Annotated in this window: 22 protein-coding genes; 14 read left to right on the top strand and 8 right to left on the bottom strand. The window is 67.4% G+C overall.

The annotated features are described in order from the left end of the window. Positions 1 to 78: 78 nt before the first annotated feature. Positions 79 to 1281 carry an ROK family protein gene (locus VGP60_RS10655; protein WP_327547748.1) on the bottom strand — a complete coding sequence of 401 codons (1203 nt, stop codon included), beginning with the start codon at positions 1279 to 1281 and terminating at the stop codon, positions 79 to 81. 131 nt (positions 1282 to 1412) lie between these two features. Between VGP60_RS10655 and VGP60_RS10660 the strand changes: the two genes are divergently transcribed. From VGP60_RS10660 to VGP60_RS10680, 5 genes are all read left to right on the top strand, one after another. Beyond that, positions 1413 to 2669, top strand: coding sequence for an ROK family transcriptional regulator (locus VGP60_RS10660; RefSeq protein ID WP_327547749.1), 1257 nt, complete (start codon positions 1413 to 1415; stop codon positions 2667 to 2669). A gap of 484 nt (positions 2670 to 3153) precedes the next feature. Next, positions 3154 to 4416: a ricin-type beta-trefoil lectin domain protein gene (locus tag VGP60_RS10665; protein ID WP_327547750.1), complete on the top strand. Its 1263-nt coding sequence runs from the start codon at positions 3154 to 3156 to the stop codon at positions 4414 to 4416. A 31-nt stretch (positions 4417 to 4447) separates the two neighbouring features. Then, positions 4448 to 5551 (top strand): ricin-type beta-trefoil lectin domain protein, encoded by a 1104-nt coding sequence (locus VGP60_RS10670; RefSeq protein WP_327547751.1) that lies wholly within the window; start codon positions 4448 to 4450, stop codon positions 5549 to 5551. Next, entirely contained in the window at positions 5548 to 7401 is a 1854-nt protein-coding gene (locus VGP60_RS10675; protein ID WP_327547752.1) for a ricin-type beta-trefoil lectin domain protein, read from the top strand. The genes VGP60_RS10670 and VGP60_RS10675 overlap by 4 nt, the downstream gene beginning before the upstream one ends. 17 nt (positions 7402 to 7418) lie before the next feature. Continuing rightward, the gene (locus tag VGP60_RS10680; protein WP_327547753.1) at positions 7419 to 8786 is read left to right on the top strand and encodes a ricin-type beta-trefoil lectin domain protein; all 1368 of its coding nucleotides are present in this window, start codon (positions 7419 to 7421) and stop codon (positions 8784 to 8786) included. A 200-nt stretch (positions 8787 to 8986) separates the two neighbouring features. Here the strand turns inward: VGP60_RS10680 and VGP60_RS10685 are convergent, their stop codons facing one another. Next, complete coding sequence (locus VGP60_RS10685) at positions 8987 to 9697, bottom strand: GntR family transcriptional regulator (protein WP_327547754.1); 711 nt, start codon at positions 9695 to 9697, stop codon at positions 8987 to 8989. 111 nt (positions 9698 to 9808) lie between these two features. On the opposite strand from VGP60_RS10685, the gene VGP60_RS10690 reads away from it, so the two are divergent. The 6 genes from VGP60_RS10690 (at position 9809) to VGP60_RS10715 (ending at position 15366) form a co-directional block, all read left to right on the top strand. Beyond that, a complete protein-coding gene (locus tag VGP60_RS10690) occupies positions 9809 to 11053 on the top strand; it encodes an MFS transporter (RefSeq protein ID WP_327547755.1) in 1245 nt (414 codons plus the stop codon). A gap of 14 nt (positions 11054 to 11067) precedes the next feature. After that, positions 11068 to 11862, top strand: a complete 795-nt coding sequence (locus VGP60_RS10695; RefSeq protein WP_327547756.1) for a putative hydro-lyase — start codon at positions 11068 to 11070, stop codon at positions 11860 to 11862. Between the two features lie 11 nt (positions 11863 to 11873). Continuing rightward, positions 11874 to 12635, top strand: coding sequence for a 5-oxoprolinase subunit PxpA (locus VGP60_RS10700; protein ID WP_327547843.1), 762 nt, complete (start codon positions 11874 to 11876; stop codon positions 12633 to 12635). Then, complete coding sequence (locus VGP60_RS10705; RefSeq protein ID WP_327547844.1) at positions 12635 to 13261, top strand: allophanate hydrolase subunit 1; 627 nt, start codon at positions 12635 to 12637, stop codon at positions 13259 to 13261. Before VGP60_RS10700 ends, VGP60_RS10705 begins: the two co-directional genes overlap by 1 nt. Further along, on the top strand, positions 13258 to 14112 hold the full coding sequence (locus VGP60_RS10710; protein WP_327547757.1) for a biotin-dependent carboxyltransferase family protein: 855 nt from the start codon (positions 13258 to 13260) through the stop codon (positions 14110 to 14112). The genes VGP60_RS10705 and VGP60_RS10710 overlap by 4 nt, the downstream gene beginning before the upstream one ends. Before the next feature lie 183 nt (positions 14113 to 14295). Next, positions 14296 to 15366 (top strand): hypothetical protein, encoded by a 1071-nt coding sequence (locus VGP60_RS10715; RefSeq protein ID WP_327547758.1) that lies wholly within the window; start codon positions 14296 to 14298, stop codon positions 15364 to 15366. Here VGP60_RS10715 and VGP60_RS10720 read toward each other — a convergent pair. From VGP60_RS10720 to VGP60_RS10745, 6 genes are all read right to left on the bottom strand, one after another. Further along, the gene (locus VGP60_RS10720; protein WP_327547759.1) at positions 15363 to 16007 is read right to left on the bottom strand and encodes an alpha-ketoglutarate-dependent dioxygenase AlkB; all 645 of its coding nucleotides are present in this window, start codon (positions 16005 to 16007) and stop codon (positions 15363 to 15365) included. The two genes, VGP60_RS10715 and VGP60_RS10720, sit on opposite strands and share 4 nt — an antisense overlap. Positions 16008 to 16215: 208 nt before the next feature. Continuing rightward, entirely contained in the window at positions 16216 to 17280 is a 1065-nt protein-coding gene (locus VGP60_RS10725) for a zinc-binding dehydrogenase (protein WP_327547760.1), read from the bottom strand. 36 nt (positions 17281 to 17316) lie between these two features. Then, positions 17317 to 17688: a transcriptional regulator gene (locus tag VGP60_RS10730; RefSeq protein WP_327547761.1), complete on the bottom strand. Its 372-nt coding sequence runs from the start codon at positions 17686 to 17688 to the stop codon at positions 17317 to 17319. 641 nt (positions 17689 to 18329) lie between these two features. Next, positions 18330 to 19013, bottom strand: coding sequence for a metal-dependent transcriptional regulator (locus VGP60_RS10735; RefSeq protein WP_327547762.1), 684 nt, complete (start codon positions 19011 to 19013; stop codon positions 18330 to 18332). A 27-nt stretch (positions 19014 to 19040) separates the two neighbouring features. After that, positions 19041 to 19481 carry a GNAT family N-acetyltransferase gene (locus VGP60_RS10740; RefSeq protein WP_327547763.1) on the bottom strand — a complete coding sequence of 147 codons (441 nt, stop codon included), beginning with the start codon at positions 19479 to 19481 and terminating at the stop codon, positions 19041 to 19043. A 24-nt stretch (positions 19482 to 19505) separates the two neighbouring features. Then, positions 19506 to 20357 (bottom strand): helix-turn-helix transcriptional regulator, encoded by an 852-nt coding sequence (locus VGP60_RS10745; RefSeq protein ID WP_327547764.1) that lies wholly within the window; start codon positions 20355 to 20357, stop codon positions 19506 to 19508. A 184-nt stretch (positions 20358 to 20541) separates the two neighbouring features. Between VGP60_RS10745 and VGP60_RS10750 the strand changes: the two genes are divergently transcribed. The 3 genes from VGP60_RS10750 to VGP60_RS10760 are packed head-to-tail and all read left to right on the top strand — an operon-like array spanning position 20542 to position 23142. Further along, positions 20542 to 20976, top strand: a complete 435-nt coding sequence (locus VGP60_RS10750) for a hypothetical protein (protein ID WP_327547765.1) — start codon at positions 20542 to 20544, stop codon at positions 20974 to 20976. A gap of 1 nt (position 20977) precedes the next feature. Further along, a complete protein-coding gene (locus tag VGP60_RS10755; protein WP_327547766.1) occupies positions 20978 to 22360 on the top strand; it encodes a hypothetical protein in 1383 nt (460 codons plus the stop codon). Between the two features lie 20 nt (positions 22361 to 22380). Then, positions 22381 to 23142: an ESX secretion-associated protein EspG gene (locus VGP60_RS10760; RefSeq protein WP_327547767.1), complete on the top strand. Its 762-nt coding sequence runs from the start codon at positions 22381 to 22383 to the stop codon at positions 23140 to 23142. Positions 23143 to 23339 lie beyond the last annotated feature (197 nt).

Below are 23339 nucleotides of genomic sequence, written 5' to 3' on the forward strand. Positions count from 1 at the left end.
CTGGCAAGTCGTGAAGGTCTCTTAATCCGCGACTTAAGATAAGTCGCAACCGAGGTTGGGTCAATCGGCGTCGGGGGTTCAGCCCGTGGGACGGGTGCCGGTCGCCAGTAGATCGACGATCGGCAGGGTCGCGGCGCCGAGGGCGACCGCTTCCTGACCCAGCTGGCCCAGCTCGATGCTCGTGCGGCCGTACATGTACGAGAGCGCGTGGCGCCGGACGGCGTCGCGGACAGCGGGCAGGATGGCGGCGCCCAGGGTGGCCCCGGCCCAGCCCGAGAGGACCACGCGATCCGGGCTGACCAGGTTGATCAGATTCGCGATGCCGATGCCCAGGTACTCGGCCGTCGTGCCCAGCGCCTCGGCGGCCGCACCCGGCGTGGCGGCGCGCGCCACCAGTTCGCTGAGCTTGGCCTCGGTGCCCGCGGCCTCGAACGGCTCGTTGCCCGGCAGCCCGCGGTAGCGCTCCAGGATCGCCTCGGCTCCGACATACGCCTCGAGACAGCCGCGCGACCCGCAGCGGCACGGGAGGCCGCCGACCTGGATGACGGTGTGGCCCCATTCGCTCGTGGTGCTCGTCGCGCCGCGGTAGGAGTTCGCGCCGGTCGTCATCGCCGCGCCGAGACCGACCCCGAGCAGCGCGATGATCGCCCGCTCCGCGCCGCGTCCAGCCCCGCGCCACATCTCGGCCTGCCCCAGCGTGCGGGCGACATTGTCGACGTAGACCGGCGCCGTGATCCCGGCCCGCAGCATCGCCGTGAACGGGACGGCGGACCAGTCGAGCGTCGGCGCGTGCACGAGCCCGTCGCCCAGGACGGCGCCGGGCACGCCCACCCCGACGCCGAGCAGGCTTTCGGGGGCGATCGCCGCTTTCTTGGCGACCTCTTCGATACCGTCGAACGCCAGCCGGGCCACCAGCCCGGGATCCAGCCGGGTCTCGGCTATCGGGTACGTCGTCGTCGCGATGGTGGACAGCGCGCAGTCGAACAGCCCGACCTGCAGATGGGTCTCGCCGATGTCCACCCCGACGACCTGACCGAAGTCCGGCCGCACCTGCAGCAACGTCCGCGGCCGGCCGCCGTCGGACTCGACCGAACCCGCTTCCATGACCAGACCGTCGTTGACGAGATCGGACACGACGTTACTGACAGTGGCCGAACTCAGCCCGGAGGCATGCATGAGCTCGAGCCGGCTGCCGGGGCCGTGCAGGTACAAGTAGGACAGCAGCGCGGACCTGTTGTGCCGGCGTAGGTCACGCGTCGTCTGCTGCACCGCGCGAGTCACAACTGGTCATTGTGCCAGAGAGTGGCACAATGACCGTTCAGCCAGGCCTTAATTCACTAGTTAATTCATAGCCTCCGCCTAAGTGATCAGGCATGCTGTCTCATATACACCCGCGCCAGTTGGGGGACCTCATGGCAACGAAGCGCACCACCGTCCGTGACCTACGGCGCCACAACCGCTCACTGTTGCTGTCGAAGCTGTACTTCGACGGTCCGCTCAGCCGTCACGAACTCAGCCAGCTCACCGGCCTGAGCGCGGCGACGGTCAGCAACGTGACCGGCGAACTGGCCGAGGAAAAGCTGATCATCGAGGCGGGTCTCGTCGAGTCCGACGGCGGGCGCCCGCGGGTGCTGCTGCGGGTCGATCCGGCGTACGGCCACGTCATCGGGATCGACATCGGCGAAACCGGGGTCAAGGTCGAACTGTTCGACCTCGCGATGACCCGGCTCGCCGCGGTCGACCACGCGCTGGAGTCCTCGCGCCCCGAACCGGCCGGCGTTGTCGCCCAGGTGGTTTCCGGACTGCGCGAGGTGATCGCCAACGCCGGGGTCAAGGACGAAAGCATCATCGGCATCGGCGTCGGGGTGCCGGGCACGGTCGAGCAGGGCGAGACGGTGCTGGTGCACGCGCCGACGGTCGGCTGGGACGCCGTCGCGCTGGAAAGCCTGCTGCGCGCCGAAGGTGTCGACGCTCCCCTGTTCATCGACAACGGCGCGAAAACCCAAGGACAGGCCGAAATGTGGTTCGGCGCCGGGCGCGGGGCGACACACGCGGTGATAGTGCTGATCGGTTCGGGTGTGGGTGCGGCCGTCATCACCGACGGCACCACCTACCGCGGCTCGACGAGCAGCGCGGGCGAATGGGGCCACACCACGATCATGTACGGCGGGATGGCCTGCCGCTGTGGCTCGCACGGCTGCCTCGAGGCGTACGTCGGCGCCGGCGGAATCCTCGAGCGATACCGGAAAGCCCGCGGCGGCCGCGTGATCCCGGGGGCAGACCAGCAGGCGCAGTTGGATTCGCTTGTCACGGCGGCAGCTCGCTCGAAGACGGCCGAGCGCGTCTTGGACGACACCGCGGGCTATCTGGGCGCGGGACTCGCGAACCTGATCAACCTGTTCAACCCCGAGCGCATAGTGGTCGGCGGCTGGGCGGGACTGACCGTCGGCAAGGTGGCGCTCGCACGCATCACCGAAGCCGCGGCGGCACACTCCCTGCGCCATCCGTTCGGGCAGACCTCCATCGAGCTCGGCCAACTGGGCGCGGACGCGGTCGCGATCGGCGCGGCGACCCTGCCGGTGGCAGGACTGCTCGAGCAAGGCTCGGACGCACGCACGAATCCAGCCACAGCACGCAAACGCGCGCCGGCGGGCACCGACGCGGCCTGAGCGCGACGGCCGGGTTCGCCGCCTGGGTCCCAAGTGGATTCAGTGGTTCAGTCCACTGGATCAGTGGTTCAGTCCACCGAACCGGGACCTCCAGGTCGGCCCGTTCGGCGGGTACCCGGAGGAAACACCCCGCCCCCGGTTCCCGTCAAGACCCGACAACCACACGTATGGCCTAAGAAGCTGGGAAAAGCGCAGGTCAGAGCTTGTTCAAGTCTTAGTTTGAGTGCAAAACAATGTTCTCCGCGCGGCTGACTTCCGCGCGAAATTCCACCAGAAGTGTTGCTTCGCCTGGTAAGGGGCATGCATACTTCGTTGCCAGTCACAACAAAACCCCCGATTGCTGTAACCGGCGAACATCACCCGCCTGCGGTCCCCCTCCAGGAGCGGACGCGAAGCGGCTCTTGCCTGCCGATCCTTTCTCACCGTCTCCATGGCGTCTTCGTGCTGCCCGCGAAACGCCTGGTTCCCCGCTCGAGAGGTGACAATGATGTCGAAAAGACTTTCGTCGAGGCGATCCCGCATCGGCGCAGTACTGGCCGCCGCGACCCTGATCGTGCTCGGCGCCACCGGCCCGACGACCAACGCCGCGGCCGAACCCAGCGCCAGCGCGGCGGACTTCTCGGTCGCCGCCGCCACCTTCACCGAAGACTTCAACGGCCCGGCCGGTAGCGGCGTCGACGGGAGCAAGTGGAATCTCGAAGGTGGCGACAACGTCAACAACCACGAACGTCAGTGGTACACCACCAACACCAACAACGCCGCCCTCGACGGCCAGGGCAACCTGGTCATCACCGCCAAGAAGGAAAACCCCGGCAACTACAACTGCTGGTACGGCCGGTGTGAGTACACCTCGGCGCGGCTGACGACGAACAACAAGTTCACCCAGGCCTACGGCCACTACGAAGCCCGGATGAAGCTCCCCCGCGGACAGGGCATGTGGCCGGCGTTCTGGATGCTGGGCACCGACATCGGCAGCGTCGGCTGGCCCAATAGCGGCGAGATCGACATCATGGAGAACGTCGGTTTCGAGCCGAACACCGTGCACGGCACGCTGCACGGCCCCGGCTACTCGGGCGCGGAAGGCATCGGCGCCGGCTACAGCGGCCCGAACTTCTCCGACGCGTTCCACACCTACGCCATCGACTGGTCGCCCAACAAGATCACCTGGTCCGTGGACGGGAACCTCTACCAGACGCGGACTCCGGCCGATCTCGGCGGCGACCGCTGGGTATTCGACCACAACTTCTATCTCCTGCTGAACCTGGCCGTCGGCGGCTACTGGCCCGGTGACCCGAACAGCAGCACCACCTTCCCGCAGCAGCTCGTCGTCGACTACGTCCACGTCACCAACACCGCCGGTGGCGGTGGCGGGGGTCAGATCACCGGTATCGGCGGCAAGTGCCTCGACGTCGCGGGCGCCAGCAGCGCCAACGGGACACCCATCCAGATCACCGACTGCAACGGCAACGCCGCGCAGAACTGGACCGTCGGCACCGACGGTTCGATCCGCGCCCTCGGCAAGTGCCTGGACGTCACGGCGGCTTCGACCGCGGACGGCGCGCCCATCCAGCTCTACGACTGCAACGGCACCGGCGCGCAGAGATGGGCCGTCAGCGGCGCGAAGGACATCGTGAACATCGCCGCGAACAAGTGTCTCGACGCCGTTGGCAACAGTTCCGCCAACGGAACCCGCGTGCAGATCTGGACCTGCGGTGGCGGCGCCAACCAAAAGTGGAACACGCCTTAAGCCTGATCCGGTTCGCTAGGAGACACCTGCTATGCGACGAATTCTCGGAATCCTCGCCGGATCCCTGCTGGTAGCGCTTAACTTCCTGGTCGCCCCGGCGACGGCCAGTTCCGGTCAAGCCGCGGCCACCGCTCCCGCAGCGGTGGCCGCGGCCCCGACGGCGAGTCAGCTGCTCGCCAAAGTGACCAACTGCCAGCAGATCTCGAACGGCAAGTACGCCACCGACGAAGGTGGCGCCGCGACGATCCCGGTCTGCCAGGCCAACGGTGCGGTGTTCTTCACGGCCGATATGGACATCGACTGTGACGGTGTCCGCACGACGCAGTGCAACGAGAACACGGATTGCTGTTTCTACAACGACACCGCGTTCCACACGTCGACCGATCAGCCGTTGAACGCGGCGCAGTTGCCGTTCGTCGTCATGCCCCAGCCGACGGCGACCTGGGACTACCGGCAGGTCGGCATCCAAGGTGGCGGCGTGGTCGCCGTCATCTACAACAACAAAGTCGAATACGCGGTGGTCGGCGACACCGGGCCGACGAGCATCATCGGTGAGGCCTCCTACGCCACCGCGGTGAACCTCGGCATCAACCCGGACCCGAGCAACGGTGGCACCGAAGGACCCGTCACCTACATCGCGTTCCCGAACTCGCGGGTCAACCCCATCGAGAACCACGCCAACGCCCTGTCGCTGGGTGAACAGCTCGCGAGCCAGTTCGTCGGCACCGCCCCGCCCACCGGCGGCGGCGCCAGCGGCACCATCACCGGGCTGGGTGGCAAATGCGCCGACGTCGCGGCGGCGAGCAGTGCCAACGGAACCGCAGTACAGCTCTACGACTGCAACGGCACCACGGCCCAGAACTGGACCGTCGGCACCGACGGCACGGTGACGGCGCTGGGCAAGTGCTTGAACATCGTGAACTCGGGCACCGCCAACGGCGCGAAGGCGGAACTGTTCGACTGCAACGGTTCCGCCGCGCAGAAGTGGACCACCAACGCGTCACGGAACCTCGTCAACACCGGTTCCGGCAAGTGTCTCGATGTCACCGACAACAACTCCGCCAACGCCACCCGGTTGCAGATCTGGACCTGTGGCACCGGCGCGAACCAGAAATGGATGGTGCCCACAGCATGAAGAAACGTCGCTTTCTTCCCTTCGTCGGCGCGGCGCTGATAGCCGCCGCCGGCTTGGCCATTCCCAGCTCAGCGCTCGCCGCCGGTGAAGCGGTCAACATCTGGCTGACCACGACGAACGACGCCAGGGGTGTCAACGTCACGCGTGGCCTGCAGCAGCAGACTCCGGTGAATTTCACCGCGGGTACCGGCTCCGGCGGGCAGACCATCAACGTCAACGAAAACACCACGTACCAGCAGTTCGAAGGCGGCGGTGCGTCCTTCACCGACACCGCGGCGTGGCTGATGAACTCCAGCGGCGCGCTGACGCAGGCCACCCGTGACGACGCCATGCGCAAGTTGTTCGACCCGGTCAACGGGATCGGGCTGAGCTTCATCCGCAACCCGATGGCGTCTTCGGACCTGGCGCGCTTCAGCTACTCCTTCGACGACATGCCCGCCGGGCAGACCGACCCGAACCTGACCCGGTTCTCCATCGCGCACGACATGGAAGCCGTGCTGCCGTTGACCAAGCAGGCGAAGCAACTCAACCCGGCCATCAAGGTCATGGCGTCGCCGTGGAGTGCCCCGCCCTGGATGAAGGACAACGCCAGCTTCAATCTCGGCTGGCTCCAGGCCCAGTACTACCAGGCCTACGCGCAGTACTTCGTCAAGTACATCCAGGCCTATGCCGCGCAAGGGGTCCCGGTCAACTACGTGTCGGTCCAGAACGAACCGACGTGTTGCAGCAGCTACCCGTCGATGAACTGGAACTCCAACGGGCTGGCCACCTTCACCAAGAACAACCTGCTGCCGTCCCTCCGGAACGCCGGTCTGTCCACAAAGGTCCTCGCGCTGGACTGGAACTGGGACACGTACAACGCATACGCCGCGGAGACGATGAACGACGCCGCCATCCGCAACGACCCGAATTTCGGCGGCATGGCGTGGCACGGCTACGGCGGCGACGTCGCCCAGCAGACCACCGTGCACAACCAGTACCCGGGAGTGAACGCCTACAGCACGGAGCATTCCGGCGGCACCTGGGTTTCCAACCAGCAGAACGAAGACATGTCGAACATCGTCGACTACACCCGTAACTGGAGCAAGAGCTTCGTCAAGTGGAGCCTCGCGGTGGACCAGAACATGGGGCCGCACAACGGTGGTTGCGGGACCTGCACCGGGTTCATCACCGTCCACAACGGAGACGCCCAGCACGGGCGGGTCGACTACACCGTCGAGTACTACACGATGGGCCACCTGACGAAGTTCGTTAAGCCCGGCGCTTTCCGCATCGACTCGAACGACAACTCCGCGGTGCGCAACGTCGCGTGGAAGAACCCGGACGGCTCCAAGGCGCTCATCGCCAACAACACCTCCGGCACCAACCAGAGCGTGCGGGTCAACTGGGGCAACCAGTCCTTCACCTACAACCTGCCTGCCAAGACGTCGGCGACGTTCACCTGGAACGGCACCCAGGGCGCCGGTGGCGGCAGCCAGATCACCGGGCTCGGCGGCAAGTGCATGGACGTCGCGAGCGCCAGCAGCGCCAACGGCACCGCGGTCCAGCTCTACGACTGCAACGGTTCCGCCGCGCAGCAGTGGTCCCGCGGCACCGACGGCACCCTGCGTGCGCTCGGGAAGTGCTTGGACGTAACGGGTGCCTCGACGGCGGACGGGGCACCGCTGCAAATTTGGGACTGTGTGGGCGGGCCGAACCAGCAATGGTCGACCAACGCCTCACGGAACCTCGTGAACACCGGATCGGGCAAATGCGCCGACGCCACCGGCAACAGCTCGGCCAACGGGACCAGAGTGCAGATCTGGACCTGCGCCGCGACCCCGAACCAACAATGGACCGTCCCCGCCTGACTGATCGGAACTTCCTGATGCGTAAGAGATCCTTGGCTCTACTGACCGGCGCGCTCAGCGTGCTGGCCATGGTTTCCTTGCCCAGCGCGGCGGGCGCGGCCACCGGCCAGCTCACCGGGCTCGGCGGCAAATGCGTCGATGTCAACGCGGCGAACACTACCAACGGCACCGCGATCCAGCTCTACGACTGCAACGGTTCGAGCGCCCAGCAGTGGACGACCGGTACCGACGGTTCGCTCCAGGCGCTCGGCAAGTGTCTCGACGTCACCAGCGCCGGGACGGCCAACGGCACCCTGACCCAGCTGTGGGACTGCAACGGTTCCGCCGCGCAGAAGTGGACCGTCAACGGTTCGCGGAACCTGGTGAACACCGGCTCGGGCAAGTGCCTCGACGCCACCAACAACAGCTCGGCCAACGGCACGCGCCTGCAGATCTGGACCTGCGCCGCGACGCCGAACCAGCAGTGGACCGTGCCGAACGGCGGCACCACGCCGCCGGATCCCGGTGTCGGCTCGATGGCCGTCGCGCCGTACATCTACAACGGCTGGGGCAACCCGCCGAGCCCGACGGCGATCATGTCCGCCACCGGCGTCAAGTGGTTCACCATGGCGTTCATCCTCAGCAACGGTTACTGCAACCCGCAGTGGGACGGCGGCCGCGCGCTGAACAACGCCACCGACCAGGGCACCGTCAACGCCGTGCGCGGCGCGGGCGGCGACATCATCCCGTCGTTCGGCGGGTACAGCGGCAACAAGCTCGAGTCCTCGTGTTCGAGCGCCGGTGAGCTGGCGGCGGCGTACCAGAAGGTCATCAACGCCTTCGGTCTCAAGGCGATCGACATCGACATCGAAGCCGACGCCTACAGCAACCCGACCGTGCAGCAGCGCACCGTCGACGCGCTGAAGACCGTGCGGGCCAACAACCCGGGCATCAAGCTCTTCGTCACCTTCGGCACGGGCCAGTCCGGTCCGGACAACAGCCTGGTGAACCGGGCCGCGCAGTCGGGCCTGACCGTCGACGGCTGGACCATCATGCCGTTCGACTTCGGTGGCGCCGGCCAGAACATGGGCACGCTCACCCTCCGGGCCGCCGAAGGCCTGAAGAACACGCTCAAGGCCGCCTACGGCTACAGCGATGACGCCGCCTATCGGCACAGCGGGATCTCGTCGATGAACGGCATCACCGATGTGCAGGAAACGGTGACACTGGCCGACTTCAACACGATCCTGGCCTACGCCAACCAGCACCACCTGGCGCGGCTGACGTTCTGGTCGACCAACCGGGACCGCCCATGCCCCGGTGCCTACCCGAACAACGACACCTGCTCCGGTGTCTCCCAGCAACCGTGGGACTTCACCCGAATCTTCGCCCGCTACGCCGGCTAAACCGCTACCGCTAAAAGGCCACCATGGGGAACTCCAACTCCCTCATGGTGGCCTTTTAGCACGTTGTAAGCACGGCTAAGTCTCGAGCTACCGCAGTAATCCCGTTGGGCGGCAGGCGAAAAACCACAACGCGCGCCAACCTCGGGTGCCCACCCATCGCCATCTGTCGACAGATGGCGGTGTCTCGCACGCAAGAGAAGTCAGCCGGAAACCTCGGCGGCGGCCCGTTCGGCATAAGCCTCGACGAGCTGCCGCTCGGCATCATCCAGGTACACCGCCAAAAGCGCCTCGGCCCCGACACCGTCCCCGGCCGCGATCCGCTCGAGAATCTCGTGGTTCCGCACCAGATACCGCTCATGGAACCGCCGCGGATCGGCCATCACGTGAAAGACCAGCCGAAGCTCGGCAAAGATCCCCTGCATCAGCTCGTCGATCCGCGCACTGCCGCTCAACGCGGCCAACGCCTGATGGAACCGGATATTCGCGGTCCCCAGCTCCTGCCATTGCTCGAGCTGCTCCGCCTGATCGCCATCGGCCACAGCCTTGGCCACCCGGGCAAACCCAGCGGGCGGCGTAGTCACCGAACGCACGGCCGAGCACTCGACGACCTTGCGAACCCGGTAGAGATCAACAACGTCCTCCACCGTCAGGACCCGGACGAACACCCCGCGGTTCAGCTCGTGCACCAGCAGCCGCTCGTGGGTCAGCAGCCGGAACGCCTCGCGCAGCGTGTTCCGCGAGACCCCCAGCGCGTTCCCGATGTCGTGCTCCGACAGCCGCACCCCGGGCCGGAAATAGCCCTCTGACACACGGGTTCGCAAGATATCCGCGACGCGCTCAGCGGTGCTGGTCCGGCCGAGAAGACCCCGGTCGGCCTCAAGCCCTTGAGCGCTGTCATCCGCAGTGATCACCGTCTCAGCGTACCCGCGCGCTGAGGTAACAATAAAATCAGGCTCTTGTGGAATTGTTCAACAATCGCGTAGCTTGTGAGCCACACCACTCACCCCATCTGCGAGGTGCCCATGAACGCGATAGCCCCGGCCGGCGAAGACACCCGGCCCTTCGCCTGGTTCCGCACCCTCGGTCCCCGTGGCCGCAAAGCCTTCGGTGGCGCGTTCGGCGGTTACGGCCTGGACTCGTACGACTTCCAGGTCCTGCCGCTCGGACTCGGCGCGATCATCGCCTACTTCGGCATCTCCAAAGGGGAAGCCGGCCTGCTGACCACCGTCACGCTGGTGGTTTCCGCGCTCGGCGGCGCGCTCGCCGGGATCATGGCCGACCGCATCGGCCGCGTCCGGACGCTGCAGATCACCGTGGCCACCTACACCGTGTTCACCGTGCTCTGCGGGTTCGCGCCGAACTTCGAGACGCTGCTGGTCTTCCGCGCGCTGCAGGGCCTCGGCTTCGGCGGTGAGTGGGCGGCGGGCGCGATCCTGGTCGCCGAGTACTGCAGCCCGCGGTACCGCGGCCGCACGGTCGCCTTCGTGCAGAGCGCGTGGGCGGTGGGCTGGGGTCTGTCGGTGGTCGTCTACACGGTCGTCTTCAGTCTGGTCGACCCGGATCTCGCCTGGCGCCTGCTGTTCTGGACCGGCGTGATCCCGGCGCTGCTGGTGATGTGGATCCGGCGGCACGTACAGGACGCCGACGTCGCCACCGAGCGCCGCAAGACGTCCCAGCGTGGCTCGTTCAAGGCCATCTTCCGCGGCGACCTGCTCCGCACGACCTTCTTCGCGGCGCTGCTCGCGACCGGGGTCCAAGGCGGTTACTACACGCTGGCGACCTGGCTGCCGACGTACCTGAAGAGCTCTCGCGGGCTGACGGTCGTCGGCACGGGCGGGTATCTCGCGTTCCTCATCACCGGCGCGTTCATCGGGTACGTCTGCGGCGGCTATCTCACCGACACCCTGGGCCGCAAGAAGACCTTCCTACTGTTCTCCGTGCTGTCCGCCGGGCTGATCGTGGCGTACACGCAGATCCCGACCGGCGCGAACGGCCTGGTCCTCGTGCTCGGGTTCCCGCTCGGCTTCTCGATGTCGGCGATCTTCAGCGGCTTCGGCGCCTTCCTGGCCGAGCTGTACCCGACGGATCTGCGCGGCACGGGCCAGGGTTTCACGTACAACTTCGGCCGGGCGGTCGGCGCGGTGTTCCCGACCGTGGTGGGCTTCCTGGGGGTCGGCGGAGCGATGGTGTTCGGCGCGCTCGGCTACGGAGTCGCCGCGCTCGCGCTGTTGGGCCTCCCTGAAACGCGTGGCCGGGAACTAGTCTGAGGACGGAGAGAGAAATGACGACTTTCGATGATCCCGCCACGCTGACCCCGGCCGCCGCCCGCAAGCTGTTCCGGGACGGCGCCGCACACCCGACGACCGGCTGGGCCACCGGGTTCACCCAGACGAACCTCATCGCGGTCCCGGCCGATTGGGCCTACGACGTGCTGTTGTTCTGCCAGCGAAACCCGCGGCCCTGCCCGGTGCTCGACGTCAGTGATCCGGGCGACCCGACGACGATCCTGGCGGCCGGAGCGGACCTGCGGTGCGATCTGCCGCGGTACCGCGTCTGGGAGAACGGCAAGCTCGCCGGTGAAGCCACGGACGTCACCGGACGCTGGCGCACCGACATGGTGGCGTTCTCGATCGGGTGCAGTTTCACCTTCGAGACCGCCTTGGTGGCCGCGGGGATCCCGCTGCGGCACGTCGACCAGGGCCGCAACGTCGCGATGTATGTGACGGACAGGCAGTGCCGGCCGGCGGGCCGGCTGCACGGGCCGATGGTCGTCTCGATGCGGCAGATCCCGGCGGACAGGGTCGCCGACGCGGTGGCGATCAGCGGCGCGATGCCCGCTGTCCACGGCGCCCCGGTGCACATCGGGGATCCGGGGGAACTGGGCATCAAGGACCTCGACGCGCCCGACTTCGGCGATTCGGTGGACGCGGAATCCGGTGACGTACCGATGTTCTGGGCCTGCGGAGTCACCCCGCAGGCCGCGCTGATGGCGTCCGCGCCGCCGTTCGCGATCACCCACGCGCCGGGGTACATGTTCGTGTCAGACAAGCGAGATTCCGAGTACAGGGTGGGTTGAGCATGACGATCATCGATCTCAACAGCGATCTCGGCGAGGGTTTCGGTGCCTGGAAGATGGGCGACGACGACGCACTCCTCGAAATCGTGTCCAGCGCGAACATCGCCTGCGGGTTCCACGCCGGTGATCCGGGCATCATGCGCCGGGTGACCGAGCGGGCTGTCGAACGCGGCGTGGCCATCGGGGCGCATGTGGCGTACCGGGACCTCGCCGGGTTCGGCAGACGGGCGATCGACATGGCGCCGGACGAGTTGAGCGATGAGGTGCTCTACCAGATCGGGGCGCTCGACGCGTTCGCGAAGGCCGCGGGCGGGCAGGTGCGTTATGTGAAGCCACATGGCGCGCTGTACAACACCGCCGCGGACGACGAAGAGCAGGCGTGGGCGGTGCTCGACGGTATCCGGCGGTACGACCCGAGCCTGGCGATCCTGTGCCCGCCCGACTCGGAGATGTCACGGCAGGCGGAGAACTTCGGCGTCCGCGCGTACGCCGAAGCCTTCGCCGACCGCGCCTACACCGCGAAAGGAACCCTGGTTTCCCGGAAGCTGCCCGGCGCGGTGCTGCACGACGCCGACGCCGTCGCGACGAGAGCTGTCGAGATCGCGAAGACGGGCAAGGTGATCGCGGCCGACGGCCGTGAGCTGACCATCCCGGCGCGTTCCCTGTGCGTCCACGGCGACACCCCCGGCGCGGTCGAGCTGGCCCACCGGATCGCGAAGGAACTCGTCTCGGCCGGCGTCAAAATCAAGTCCTTTGTGGACGCTGATCGGTGATCCGGGTACTGCCGTACGGCGACCAGGCCGCACTGGTCGACCTGGACCGTCCCGAACAGGTCCTCGGCCTGCACGCCGCGCTCGACGACGAGCCGCCGTGCGGGACCGTGGAGATGGTGCCCGCGGCGCGGACCCTGCTCGTGCGGTTCGACGCTGGCCGCACCAGTTTCGAGCGGATCAGCGCCGAGATCGCCCGGCATTCGGTGGCGGACGGTGCGCACCGATCGGGGCCGGAAGTCGAAGTGCCGGTGCGGTACGACGGCGCCGATCTCGCCGAAGTGGCAACGGAAACCGGCCTGAGCGAAGCCGAAGTGGTCCGGCGGCACCAGGCCTCGACGTACACCGTGGCGTTCTGCGGTTTCGCACCCGGCTTCGGCTATCTCACCGGCCTCGACCCGAGGTTGCACGTGCCTCGCAAGACCACTCCGCGGACGCGGGTCCCGGCCGGTTCGGTCGCGATCGCCGGGGAGTACGCCGCCGTCTACCCGCGGGAATCGCCCGGCGGCTGGCGGTTGCTCGGCCGCACCGACCTGCCGGTGTGGGACGTCGACCGCGATCCGCCGAACCTGCTGGTGCCGGGCACCCGGGTCCGGTTCGTCGAGACATTCGAGAAATTTGAGCCATGAGCACCAAGATCGAGGTCGTGGCGCCGGGGCCGTTCGCGACCGTCCAGGATCTCGGGCGGCCCGGGTTGGCGAGCCTCGGGGTCGGCCGGTCCGGCGCCGCGGACCGGTCGAGTTTGCGGCTGGGCAACAGGCTGGCCGGAAATCCGGAAGGCAACGCGGCGATCGAGGCGACGCTCGGCGGGCTCGTGATCCGGTTCTCCGAGCCCGCGCTGATCGCGGTGACCGGCGCTGTCTGCGAAATCCGTGTCGGCGGGCGGGCCGCCGGGATGTTCGCGCCGATCCAGGTCCGGTCCGGTGAGGAAGTCAAGCTTTCCGTTCCTTCGCAAGGACTTCGGACCTATCTGGCGGTACGCGGCGGTATCGACGTCACGCCGGTGCTGCACGCCCGCGCGACGGACACCCTCGCGAAACTGGGACCGCCCGCGCTCTCCGCCGGGATGACGTTGCCGATCGGGGCTCGGGTGGCCGGGTATCCGGTCGTCGATTTGGCTCCGCAGAAGGCTTTCCCCGAGGAGCTCGTACTGCGGGTGACACCCGGCCCGCGGCTGGACTGGTTCGTACCGGGCACGATGACCACCCTGACCACCACATCGTATGAGGTCACGGCGAACGCCGACCGAGTCGGCCTGCGGCTTTCCGGGCCGGAGTTGACCCGGTGCCAGGACGGCGAACTCGCGCCGGAAGCCTGTGTCCCCGGGGCGTTACAGGTGCCACCTTCGGGAGTGCCGATCCTGTTCCTCGTCGATCATCCGGTGACCGGTGGTTATCCCGTGGTAGCCGTGGTCGACGACGCGGGAATCGACCTGGCCGCCCAGGCGCGGCCGGGCCGGCGCATCCGGTTCACGCGGTAATCCGATATTCGCCGTGTCGCGACACGGCTATCCTGGACCTATGTCGACAGCTCCGCGATTTAGCCGCCCCCGGCTGGTTACGCCAGTCACCGGGGCGAGTCGACGCGCGCTGCACTAGCCGCATCGGGCCACGGCGACGGCCATCCGGGGGTGACTCCCACCGTCTGCCGATCGGAGCCTGCCATGTCCTTACTCAGTACAAAAGAACTCACCGAAGCACTGACCCTTCGCGACCTCAGCGCGGGACCGCACGCCTTGGGACTCATCGTCACGGCAATCACCGATGCCATGCGAAACGCCTACCCCGCAACAGAAGTACGCGAGATACGCGCGCATCCGCTGGTACCGGTGGAAGACAACTACGAGAAACTCGGCTATCCGCCCGACGCCGTCACCCGCGACGCCCGGTACACCCGCTACGCCAGCGAAACCACCATGCTGCGCAGCCACACCACGGCGATGATCCCGCCCGCCCTCCGCGCCCTCCCCCGGAATCCGGACGTGGTGCTGCTCTGTCCCGGCCTGGTCTACCGGCGTGACGTCGTCGACCGGATCCACACCGGCACCCCGCACCAGCTGGACCTGTGGCGCATCACCACCGGCCCGGTGACCTCCGCCGACCTGGACGACCTGATCGCCACCGTCGTCGACGCCGCCCTGCCCGGCGCGGAATACCGCACGGTGCCGGCGTCGCATCCCTACACCGACGCCGGACGGCAGGTGGACGTCCTGGTCGACGGCGAGTGGCTCGAAGTCGCGGAATGCGGCTTGGCCGCGCGGCCCGTGCTGGCCGGGGCCGGGCTGAGCGACGACGTCCACGGCTTGGCGATGGGGCTAGGGCTCGATCGCCTTGTCATGCTGCGCAAGGGAATCGGCGATATCCGGCTCCTCTCGGCGACCGATCCGCGGATCGCGAGCCAGCTGCTGGACCTCACCGAGTACCGGTCCGTGTCGCGGCATCCGCCGATCTCCCGTGACGTCTCGGTGGCCGTCGAAGCCGACGCCGACGCGGAAATCCTCGGCGGGATCGTGCGTGACGCGATCGGGTCCGCGGTCGACGCCGTCGAGGAGATCCTTGTGCTCAGCGAAACATCGCTCGAAGCCCTGCCACCGGCGGCGGTCGCGCGGCTCGGCATCAAGCCGGGCCAGAAGAACGTGCTCCTGCGGGTCGTCCTGCGCCACCCCTCCCGCACGCTCTCCGATCAGGAGGCGAACGCCCTGCGGGATCAGATCTACGCGGCGTTGACGAGCTAGTCGAGACCGGAGACCCGGAGAGTGATGTTGAGCCGGCCCGAGGGGAGGCCGATCTCCGGGTTTCCGGTCTCGGGACGGGTTTTGGTGACGCCATGGAAGGCGAGTCGCGAAGGACCGCCGAAAACGAACAAATCGCCCGAACAAAGTTCGACGTCGGTCCACGGCTTGCCCCGGTTTTCGGTGTTCCCGAACCGGAAAACGCAGGAGTTCCCGAGGCTCAGCGAAACCACCGGTTCCGGGCTGCGCTCTTCGCGATCCTGGTGCAGCCCCATTTTCGCCGTCTCGTCGTAGTAATTGACGAGCGCGACGTCCGGCCGGTACTCGGCGGCCGGGTCGCCGTAAGCCTCGGCCACGGCACGCTGCCCGAGGTCGGCCAGCCAGTCCGGGAACGGGGTGACGGGGGTGCCGTCGGCGAGGGTGCGGGAGTAGCGGTACGGCACCCAATTCCAGCCGAGGCACACCATCCGCACCGACATCACGCCACCGTTCGGCAGCCGCGCCGCACCGAATCCAGCGCTCGGCGTTGCCCAGCTTCGGCAAGCGGTGACGAGTTCACGCTGCCTCTCGACGTCGAGCCAGTCGGGAAGATGTACCGCGCCGGGAGCGATTTCCGCGCGGGGACGGGGAATCAGCGAGTCCATACCTGCCTGGCGGGTCGCACTTCCCGCTCGTCACCGGGCTCCTCGGCTTCGCGCGGGGATTCGGCCGGGGTACGGGGACTCTCGACGATGTGGTGCCCGCGAAAGGTCACCTCGCCAGTTCGGAACAAACTGAGCAAACGTTTCAAAAACATTTCTCGGCTTGACACCCCCGCTCCACCACCCTTGTCGCAGAATACAACAGCGGAAGTTATTCACCTGGCGGGAACTCGACCACGGTCACCCCGGCCTGCGCCGGTACCGGATCGTTCATCGCCACCAGCGCCGCCGGGACGTCGTCGAGCCCGATGCGCTTGCCGACCAACTGATCGAGGTCGATCAAGGCTTCGGTGACCACCCGGAGCATTTCGGGGTACTCGTGGGCCTGCAGCCCGTGTGTGCCGAGGATCTGCAGTTCGCCGCCGATGACCCGGTGCATCGGGATGGGCGGGACGCCCTGCGACGGCGGCATGAGCCCGACCTGGACGTGCCGCCCGCGCTTGCGCAGGCTGCCGATCGACGCCGCGCAGGTCCCGGGCGTGCCGACACAATCCAGCGAGACGTGCGCGCCACCGCCGGTCAGTTCGCGCACCTTCTCCGCGATCGCCTCCGGACCGTCGAACGCGCCCGCGTCGACGCTGATAGCCGCACCCAACCGCTCGGCGAGTGCCCTGGCGTCCGCCGACAAGTCGACGGCGACCACCCTCGCGCCGGCGGCGACGGCCAGCAGCACCGAGGAGATCCCGGCACCACCGCAGCCGTAGACCGCGACCCACTCGCCGGCCCGCACCGCGCCTTGACGCAGGACCGCGCGGAACGCGGTGCCGAACCGGCAGCCGAGCGCGGCCGCCTCGGCCGAACTCAGCGACTCCGGCAACGCGACGAGGTTCACTTCGGCGAAACCGATCGCGACCCGCTCGGCGAACGAACCCCAGTGCGTCGCGCCGGGCTGGAACTCGTGATCGCAGATCTGCTGGTTCCCGCTCGCGCACTGCGCGCACGATCCGCACGCGCAGACGAACGGGACGGTCACGCGCGCGCCGATCTCCCAGCCGCGCACCCCTTCGCCGAGCTGGACGATCCGTCCGGCCAGCTCGTGCCCGGCGACATGCGGCAGGGTCACCGCGGAGTCGTGCCCCTGCCACGAGTGCCAGTCACTGCGGCAGACGCCGGTGGCCTCCACCTCGATGACAACCCCGCCCGGTGCCGCCACGGGATCGGGGACCTCCCGAACCTCGGGCAGCACACCGAACTCGTCGAACACCACCGCGCGCACAGGCCTACTCCCGCCGTCCTGGCTGCTTGAGACAGTTCAAGCAGACGGCATGACCTTCCCATCCGTGCGCGCGTGCGCGGCGCAGGCCCCCCGGCCGCGCGAGCGCGGCGGCCCGAGCAGATTGGTGAGGGAACCCGACGGGACTTCCAGCACTTCTTCGATATGGCACAGGGCAAGCAGTGATTCGGGTCGTTCAGGACGGCAGCGGCCGGACTGCCAATGACTCAACGTCGCCAGGCTGATGGAAACGCCGCGCCCGCGAAGGCGGTAGCGAATCCGTTCCAGGCCGAGCCCGCGCGCCCGGATGGCCGCGCGCAGTGCCGCCGCGAAAGGTCCTGTCGCGAGCAGCAGCTCGACTTCCCGGCCGGCGGCCGCTCGTTGCACGGTGTGTGTTTTCTCCAGCGTCATGTCTGCTCCGCATCACCGGATAAGACGTGCCAGCGTATGCGCCTCGACACCCGATGAAAAGAGCCTTACGGGCACTTCTGGGAGACCATTCTGTCCCTTGACGAAACGTGAAATCCGTTCCATAAAGGCCGAATTCCGGCAGTCGCCGGGAATCCCCAACCACCGTCACCAGCAGCGAAGCGGACGCACCCCTTCCGGAACGCGCGTTCCGGGCCTGTTTTCGCAGCGGCACAAGCCTTCAATGACCCCGGAGACAATTTCCCCACCGGGGTGAAACTTCCACAATGGACTTTTCCTTGGAGCTGAACCAACTGGCGAGTTATGATATCTGATACACACTCCGCGCATTGTTCACCCGCGCGCCTTGCACGTCGTTTAACACGGGGAAAACGTTTACCACTAGTACGAACGTACCTATAAAAAGAAGCTTGTTACGGCTAACGGAGTATCCGTTAGACCGTCGAGCGCAATCCCGCGACGAGAACACGCAAACCTTGGACGACGCCCCTTCAGGCTGCGGCACGGGTCGTGAGTGTTTACGCGGGTTAGAACACTTGTTGCCGCTCACGACCCCCACCTGACCAGCGGGATCGCTGCTCAAGGTCACCCGCACGGGTGTCACCCTTACGTGGTCCGACGAGCTAGTGGACGGCGACGGAAAGGGCCTGCGCGATTTCCTTGCCGATCGCGTGGGTCGCCGCGTCCGGCGGTGAGCCGACCTTCACCACCATGGGGCCGCCGAACGGCTGGCGCTCGACGACCTCGATCCGCTTGCCGAGGCCGATCGCGTGCTCGGTGAGATACCGGAGCAGCTCGGGGTCGGTGTCCCAGACCCGCACGATCTCGCCGACCGCGCCGGGTTCCAGCTCGTCGAGGATGCGCATTGGCAGCTCTTCGACGCTGCCGTCCGCCGCCGGGATGGGGTCGCCGTGCGGATCGCGCACGGGGTTGCCGAGCTTGAGGGCGATCCGCTCGACGAGCCTGTCCGAAATGGCGTGCTCGAGCGCGTCCGCTTCGGCGTGCACCTCGTCCCAGGTGTAGCCGAGTTCGGAAACCAGGTAAGTCTCGATCAGCCGGTGCCGCCGCAGCACCGACCGCGCCAGCAACCTGCCGTCACCGGTCAGCTCGATCCCGCGGTACGGCACATGCGCGACCAGGCCGAGCTGTGAGAGCTTGGTGACCATGCCCGACGCCGAAGAAGGGCTCACCTCCAGCCGGGTGGCCAGCGAGGTGTTCGTGACCGACTCACCGCGCTCCACCAGGCCATAGATCACCCGGACGTAGTCCTCGATGGAGGACGAGCGGCGATTCGAGCTTTCGGGCATGGTCCATACGATACGGGCGCACACCTCTCAGGGGCGCCAGCGGTAGCGCACCCACTCCGGAACGGGCTCGGCGCCGAGCTGCCGGTAGAAGGCGTCCGCTTTCTCGTTGCCCTCCTGCATATCCCACTCGACCCGCCCGCTGGTGCGGGTTCGCAACGCGTTCAGCAGTTCGCCGCCGAGGCCGTGGCGCCGGTGCTGCGGCCGGATGAAGAGGTCGTCGAGCCAGATGCCCGGCCGGGCTTCCCAGGTGGAGAAGTTCCACGAGCAGAACGCGAATCCGGCGACTTCGCCCGGCGCGTCGGGGGACTCGGCGATCAGGACCCACGCCTTGGGTTCCGGCCCGAACAGATGCTTGGTCATCTCCACGCGGTCGAGCTTCAGCGTGGTGTTTCCTTCGTAGACAGCGTGTTCCTCGATCAGCGCGCAGATCTCTTCCGCGTCGGCGACCTCGGCGTCCCGTACCGGCATCAGTCGGAGTCCTCTTCTCGTCGATCACAGTTGCCCGGCCACTCTAACCAGCAGCGCACGGGACTTACCGGGACCGAGGGCGAGCCCGCGGAGCTCGTCGAACACCCAGTTGTACCTGGCCAGATCCGGCGCGGCGTCGAGATACAGCGCGCCGCGGCCGCTTTCGAGGTACGCCGTGTTCATGCCGGGACAGGCCTCGAACCGGAGCAGGGAGAACGCCGACGTCATCGCCGGATGCGCCCCGGCGCTGAACGGCAGGATCCGCACGGTGATGTTCGGCAGCCGGGACAGCTTCACCAGATGCTCGAGCTGGGCGCGCATGACCTCGGGGCCGCCGACGATCCGGTGCAGCACGGCCTCGTTGAGAATCACTTGCAAGCTCAAGGGATTGACGCAGGTCAGCCGCTTCTGACGCTGCAGGCGCACGCCGATCATCGCGGCGAGTTCGTCCTCATCGGACTCCGGGCGGCCGGCGGTGGCTATCGCCCGCGCGTACTCGGCCGTCTGCAACAGCCCGGCCACCAGCTCCACCGCATACGACCGCACCTCGTCCGCCGCGCTTTCGTAGCCGAGGTAGAGCTTGAACCAGTCCGGGATGTGCTTCGCCCGCGACGCGAACCACTCCGGCTGCCCGGCTTCCACGGCGAGCGCCGCCAACGCCGTCCGCTCGACGGAATCCGCGCCGTACAACGTGGTGAGCGCCTTGACGTAGAGCGGGCGGACGAGCTGCCTGCCGGTCTCGATCTTGGACATCGTGGCCGGGGAGACCTCGATCTCCAGCGCCGCCGCCTTGGCCTCGATACCGGCCCGTTCGCGCAGGCTGCGCAACCGCTGACCGAGCTGCCACCGGCGGACGGTGGACGTCTGACCTGACACGGGCTTCCTCCAGGGACCATGAGCAAAGGTGGCTAGTGGTAATAGCCACTTTACCCCGCGGCCCGACACCGGCCCGCCTGCCTTGAGTGACGGATTGAGCGAAAATGTCCCAAAGCGCTCCAACAGCGGAAACAGATGCGGTACCGTCGCCGTGGGTGATTTTCAGGGGCGAGGGGACGACCACATGGGTACCGCGGGCGACGACTACCTGCGCGGCATGCTCAGCAATTCCGTATCGGCACCGGCGATGGTGTCGCGAGCCGGCGACGCTCCTCCCCCGGCTGGTGACGGCACCTGGGGTGGCTACCTGTTCGACGAAGACACCCTGAGGGCCAAGATCATCGAATGGGAAGACCTCAAAGTCGCTATTACGCGTGATCGAATGCATCTCATAGATGCCCGCGAGGCACTCGACGCGCCGTCCAAGGACCAGCCCGCGCGCGAGCAGGCGAAAGCGACGGAGTTTTCGATCACGGCGGCGATCGTGCACAACGAGGCAATGCTGGGATACGTCGAGAACTACGTCCATGGCCTGGAAAAGGCGCTGGTGAAGTACGGGACTCGCGAACGCCTTGTCACCGACACGCTCAACAGCGGCAGTCCCCAGGGAGGTCAGTGAAATGGGTTCCGAAGAGTGCATGAGCGGGAAGGCGATCTACCAGAACTTCATCGACGGCCTCGGCACACGCCCGCTGATGGAATCCCAGCAGAGCATCGGCATGGTCTCGCAGGTCTACGACGAAAGGGTGAGCCAGATCAAGAAGCTGGCCACCTCGATGGAAGAAGGCTGGGCCGGAAAAGCGGCCGGCGCGGCGCAACGTGGTGCCGGGCCGCTCGCGGAGGCACACGCCAGAGCGTCCGTCGAGATGCATACGGCGAAGGAACTGCTCAGCCGGCAGTCGGAGAGTTTCGGCGTCGCGCGGGTGAATGTCGTCGATGTGCCCGACGTGCCGAAAGAACCGTCGCTGTTCAAGAAGGTCGTGACGCTCGGCTCGGCTCAGAACGGTTACGAGGACAAGGTCGAAGCGAGCAACGCGGCGAACCAGCGCAACATCGCCGTCATGCGGGATTGGGCGGACGCCTCCAGCACCAATGGCGCGATGATGCCGACGGACTACGGGGACATCCCCACCGACAAGGTGAAGTTCGACGTCAAGGAAGAGTCCGTCGGCCCATGGAAACCCGTCTGGCCCGAGAGGGAGTGGCCGCCGAAGCCCGTCGAACACAAAGGCGGTGACGACGGCAAGAAGGTCGGCAACGGTGACGACAAGAAGGTCGGCACGGACGACGACAAGCTCAGGTCCGACGAAAAGATCGTGCGGCCTCCGGCGGAGGACCGGCCCATCGGTATCCCCGAGCGGCCCCCGCCCCCGCTCAACGACGACTGGCGGAACACCTTCCCGGAGCAGATCGACAAGCCCGACATTCTCAGACCGCCCGTCAGCGACGGCAAGGACGAGCTGACCAGGCCCGAGGACTTCACCCCGGAGAAGCCGGGCGACCGTCCTGGCTGGAACTTGCCTGGCGGACCAGGCGGCACCGGCGGTACTGGCGGTACCAGTGGCACCGGCCAGGGTTCTTCGAGTGGCACGGGTTTCGGCCCGTTCGGCGGGCTGGGCGGTTCCGGTTCGAGCTCCGGTTCGGGCTCGGGCAGCGGACGGTTCGGCAGCGGCAGCGGCACCGGCAGCGCCAGTGGCTTGGGCGGCGAGAAGTCGCTCGGCGGCCGCGGCGCGGGTTCGGCGTCGGGCGCGGCCGAGGCGATGGGCCGCGGCGGCGCGGCGGGTGCCAAGGGCATCGGCGGCGGTGCGGCCGGACGTCCGGGCGGCGCGGGCGGAACGCCCGGCATGGGCGCGGGCCAGCGCGGCCAGGGCGACGAAGACGAGGAACACCAGCGGAAGTACATCGTCGACGACGACGAGGCGTTCCAGCTGACCGACGACGGTGAGCGGCTGACGGATCCACGCACCGGCATGCCGTTGACGCCGCCGGTCATCGGCGAATAGAACCGGGGAGAGAACAGCGAATGTGGTTCACCGAGCCCGAACGCTTCAACGCCGACGAGCTCGCGGCGCTGGTCACCCACACGACCGGCGGCGACCTGCACATCGCACTGGCGCCGCAGGCCGTGTGGCGGCCTGCGGCGGACCAGGCGGAGCTCGATCGGACCGTCGCCGAGCTGCATGCCCGGTACGCCGCCGAACCGGCGGACCGCGAGGAACCCGATTTCGCGACCATCGCCGAGCTGCTGAGCAAACCCCCGGAAGCGCGCTACGGCTGGATCACCGACAAACGCAACGACACCTCTCTTAGCGTGCTGGTGGCGGGGACTTCGTGGTTCGGCCTGATCGCCGTCCGCGACGGTGACGACATCTGGGTCCGGACGTTCCAGCCGGACAGGCTCAGCGCCGTACTGGCCGGGGTTCTCCCCCACGACACCGAAAAGCCCGCCGCGTCACCGATCGTGGTGCTCCGCAGCGAAATGCTCGACGCGGAGAAGCTGGCGTACGACACCGTCCCGAGGTCGGAAGTGCGGCGGGCACAACGGTTCGCCGAACTGACGCCGCAACTCAGCGCGGAGTTCAACGCCGAAACGCGCGACTCCAGTGGCCGTCGCCAGCGCGGTCCCATACCGCTGCGCGTCTACGACACCGAAGACGGCCGCTGGGCCCTGCGCATCAAGCCGCACTACACCGACGAGCGCATGGAACTGTGGCCGGTGGGACAGGCGGAGTTCGCCGACCTGATGGACGAACTGCGCCGCGAAATCACCGCCCAAGCCTGGTAACGCTGCCCAGCCACGCAGTTCTTCAGTCCGTAAACCCAGCCACCACCAGCCCCACCCCCAAAACCCAGCCACGCGGGTCCTTAGTCCGTAAAGCCGGTCACCACGACTCACGTCCGCCCAACGGGCGGGAGTCTTCACCGCGCGCGCTCGCCGAAGGCCAGGTTTGCGGGAGCAGGGCGCCCCCGGGCAAGTCGCAA

The sequence above is a fragment of the Amycolatopsis sp. genome, from assembly GCF_036008905.1.
Classification (GTDB): domain Bacteria; phylum Actinomycetota; class Actinomycetes; order Mycobacteriales; family Pseudonocardiaceae; genus Amycolatopsis.

Excerpts from the sequence above, each read along its gene's own strand:
- VGP60_RS10720 (WP_327547759.1), bottom strand. The coding sequence starts at position 16,007 with ATGGACTCGCTGATTCCCCGTCCCCGCGCGGAAATCGCTCCCGGCGCG.
- VGP60_RS10675 (WP_327547752.1), top strand. The coding sequence starts at position 5,548 with ATGAAGAAACGTCGCTTTCTTCCCTTCGTCGGCGCGGCGCTGATAGCC.
- VGP60_RS10755 (WP_327547766.1), top strand. The coding sequence starts at position 20,978 with ATGGGTTCCGAAGAGTGCATGAGCGGGAAGGCGATCTACCAGAACTTC.
- VGP60_RS10710 (WP_327547757.1), top strand. The coding sequence starts at position 13,258 with ATGAGCACCAAGATCGAGGTCGTGGCGCCGGGGCCGTTCGCGACCGTC.
- VGP60_RS10715 (WP_327547758.1), top strand. The coding sequence starts at position 14,296 with ATGTCCTTACTCAGTACAAAAGAACTCACCGAAGCACTGACCCTTCGC.
- VGP60_RS10760 (WP_327547767.1), top strand. The coding sequence starts at position 22,381 with ATGTGGTTCACCGAGCCCGAACGCTTCAACGCCGACGAGCTCGCGGCG.
- VGP60_RS10730 (WP_327547761.1), bottom strand. The coding sequence starts at position 17,688 with ATGACGCTGGAGAAAACACACACCGTGCAACGAGCGGCCGCCGGCCGG.
- VGP60_RS10695 (WP_327547756.1), top strand. The coding sequence starts at position 11,068 with ATGACGACTTTCGATGATCCCGCCACGCTGACCCCGGCCGCCGCCCGC.
- VGP60_RS10670 (WP_327547751.1), top strand. The coding sequence starts at position 4,448 with ATGCGACGAATTCTCGGAATCCTCGCCGGATCCCTGCTGGTAGCGCTT.
- VGP60_RS10660 (WP_327547749.1), top strand. The coding sequence starts at position 1,413 with ATGGCAACGAAGCGCACCACCGTCCGTGACCTACGGCGCCACAACCGC.
- VGP60_RS10690 (WP_327547755.1), top strand. The coding sequence starts at position 9,809 with ATGAACGCGATAGCCCCGGCCGGCGAAGACACCCGGCCCTTCGCCTGG.
- VGP60_RS10680 (WP_327547753.1), top strand. The coding sequence starts at position 7,419 with ATGCGTAAGAGATCCTTGGCTCTACTGACCGGCGCGCTCAGCGTGCTG.
- VGP60_RS10735 (WP_327547762.1), bottom strand. The coding sequence starts at position 19,013 with ATGCCCGAAAGCTCGAATCGCCGCTCGTCCTCCATCGAGGACTACGTC.
- VGP60_RS10740 (WP_327547763.1), bottom strand. The coding sequence starts at position 19,481 with ATGCCGGTACGGGACGCCGAGGTCGCCGACGCGGAAGAGATCTGCGCG.
- VGP60_RS10665 (WP_327547750.1), top strand. The coding sequence starts at position 3,154 with ATGATGTCGAAAAGACTTTCGTCGAGGCGATCCCGCATCGGCGCAGTA.
- VGP60_RS10750 (WP_327547765.1), top strand. The coding sequence starts at position 20,542 with ATGGGTACCGCGGGCGACGACTACCTGCGCGGCATGCTCAGCAATTCC.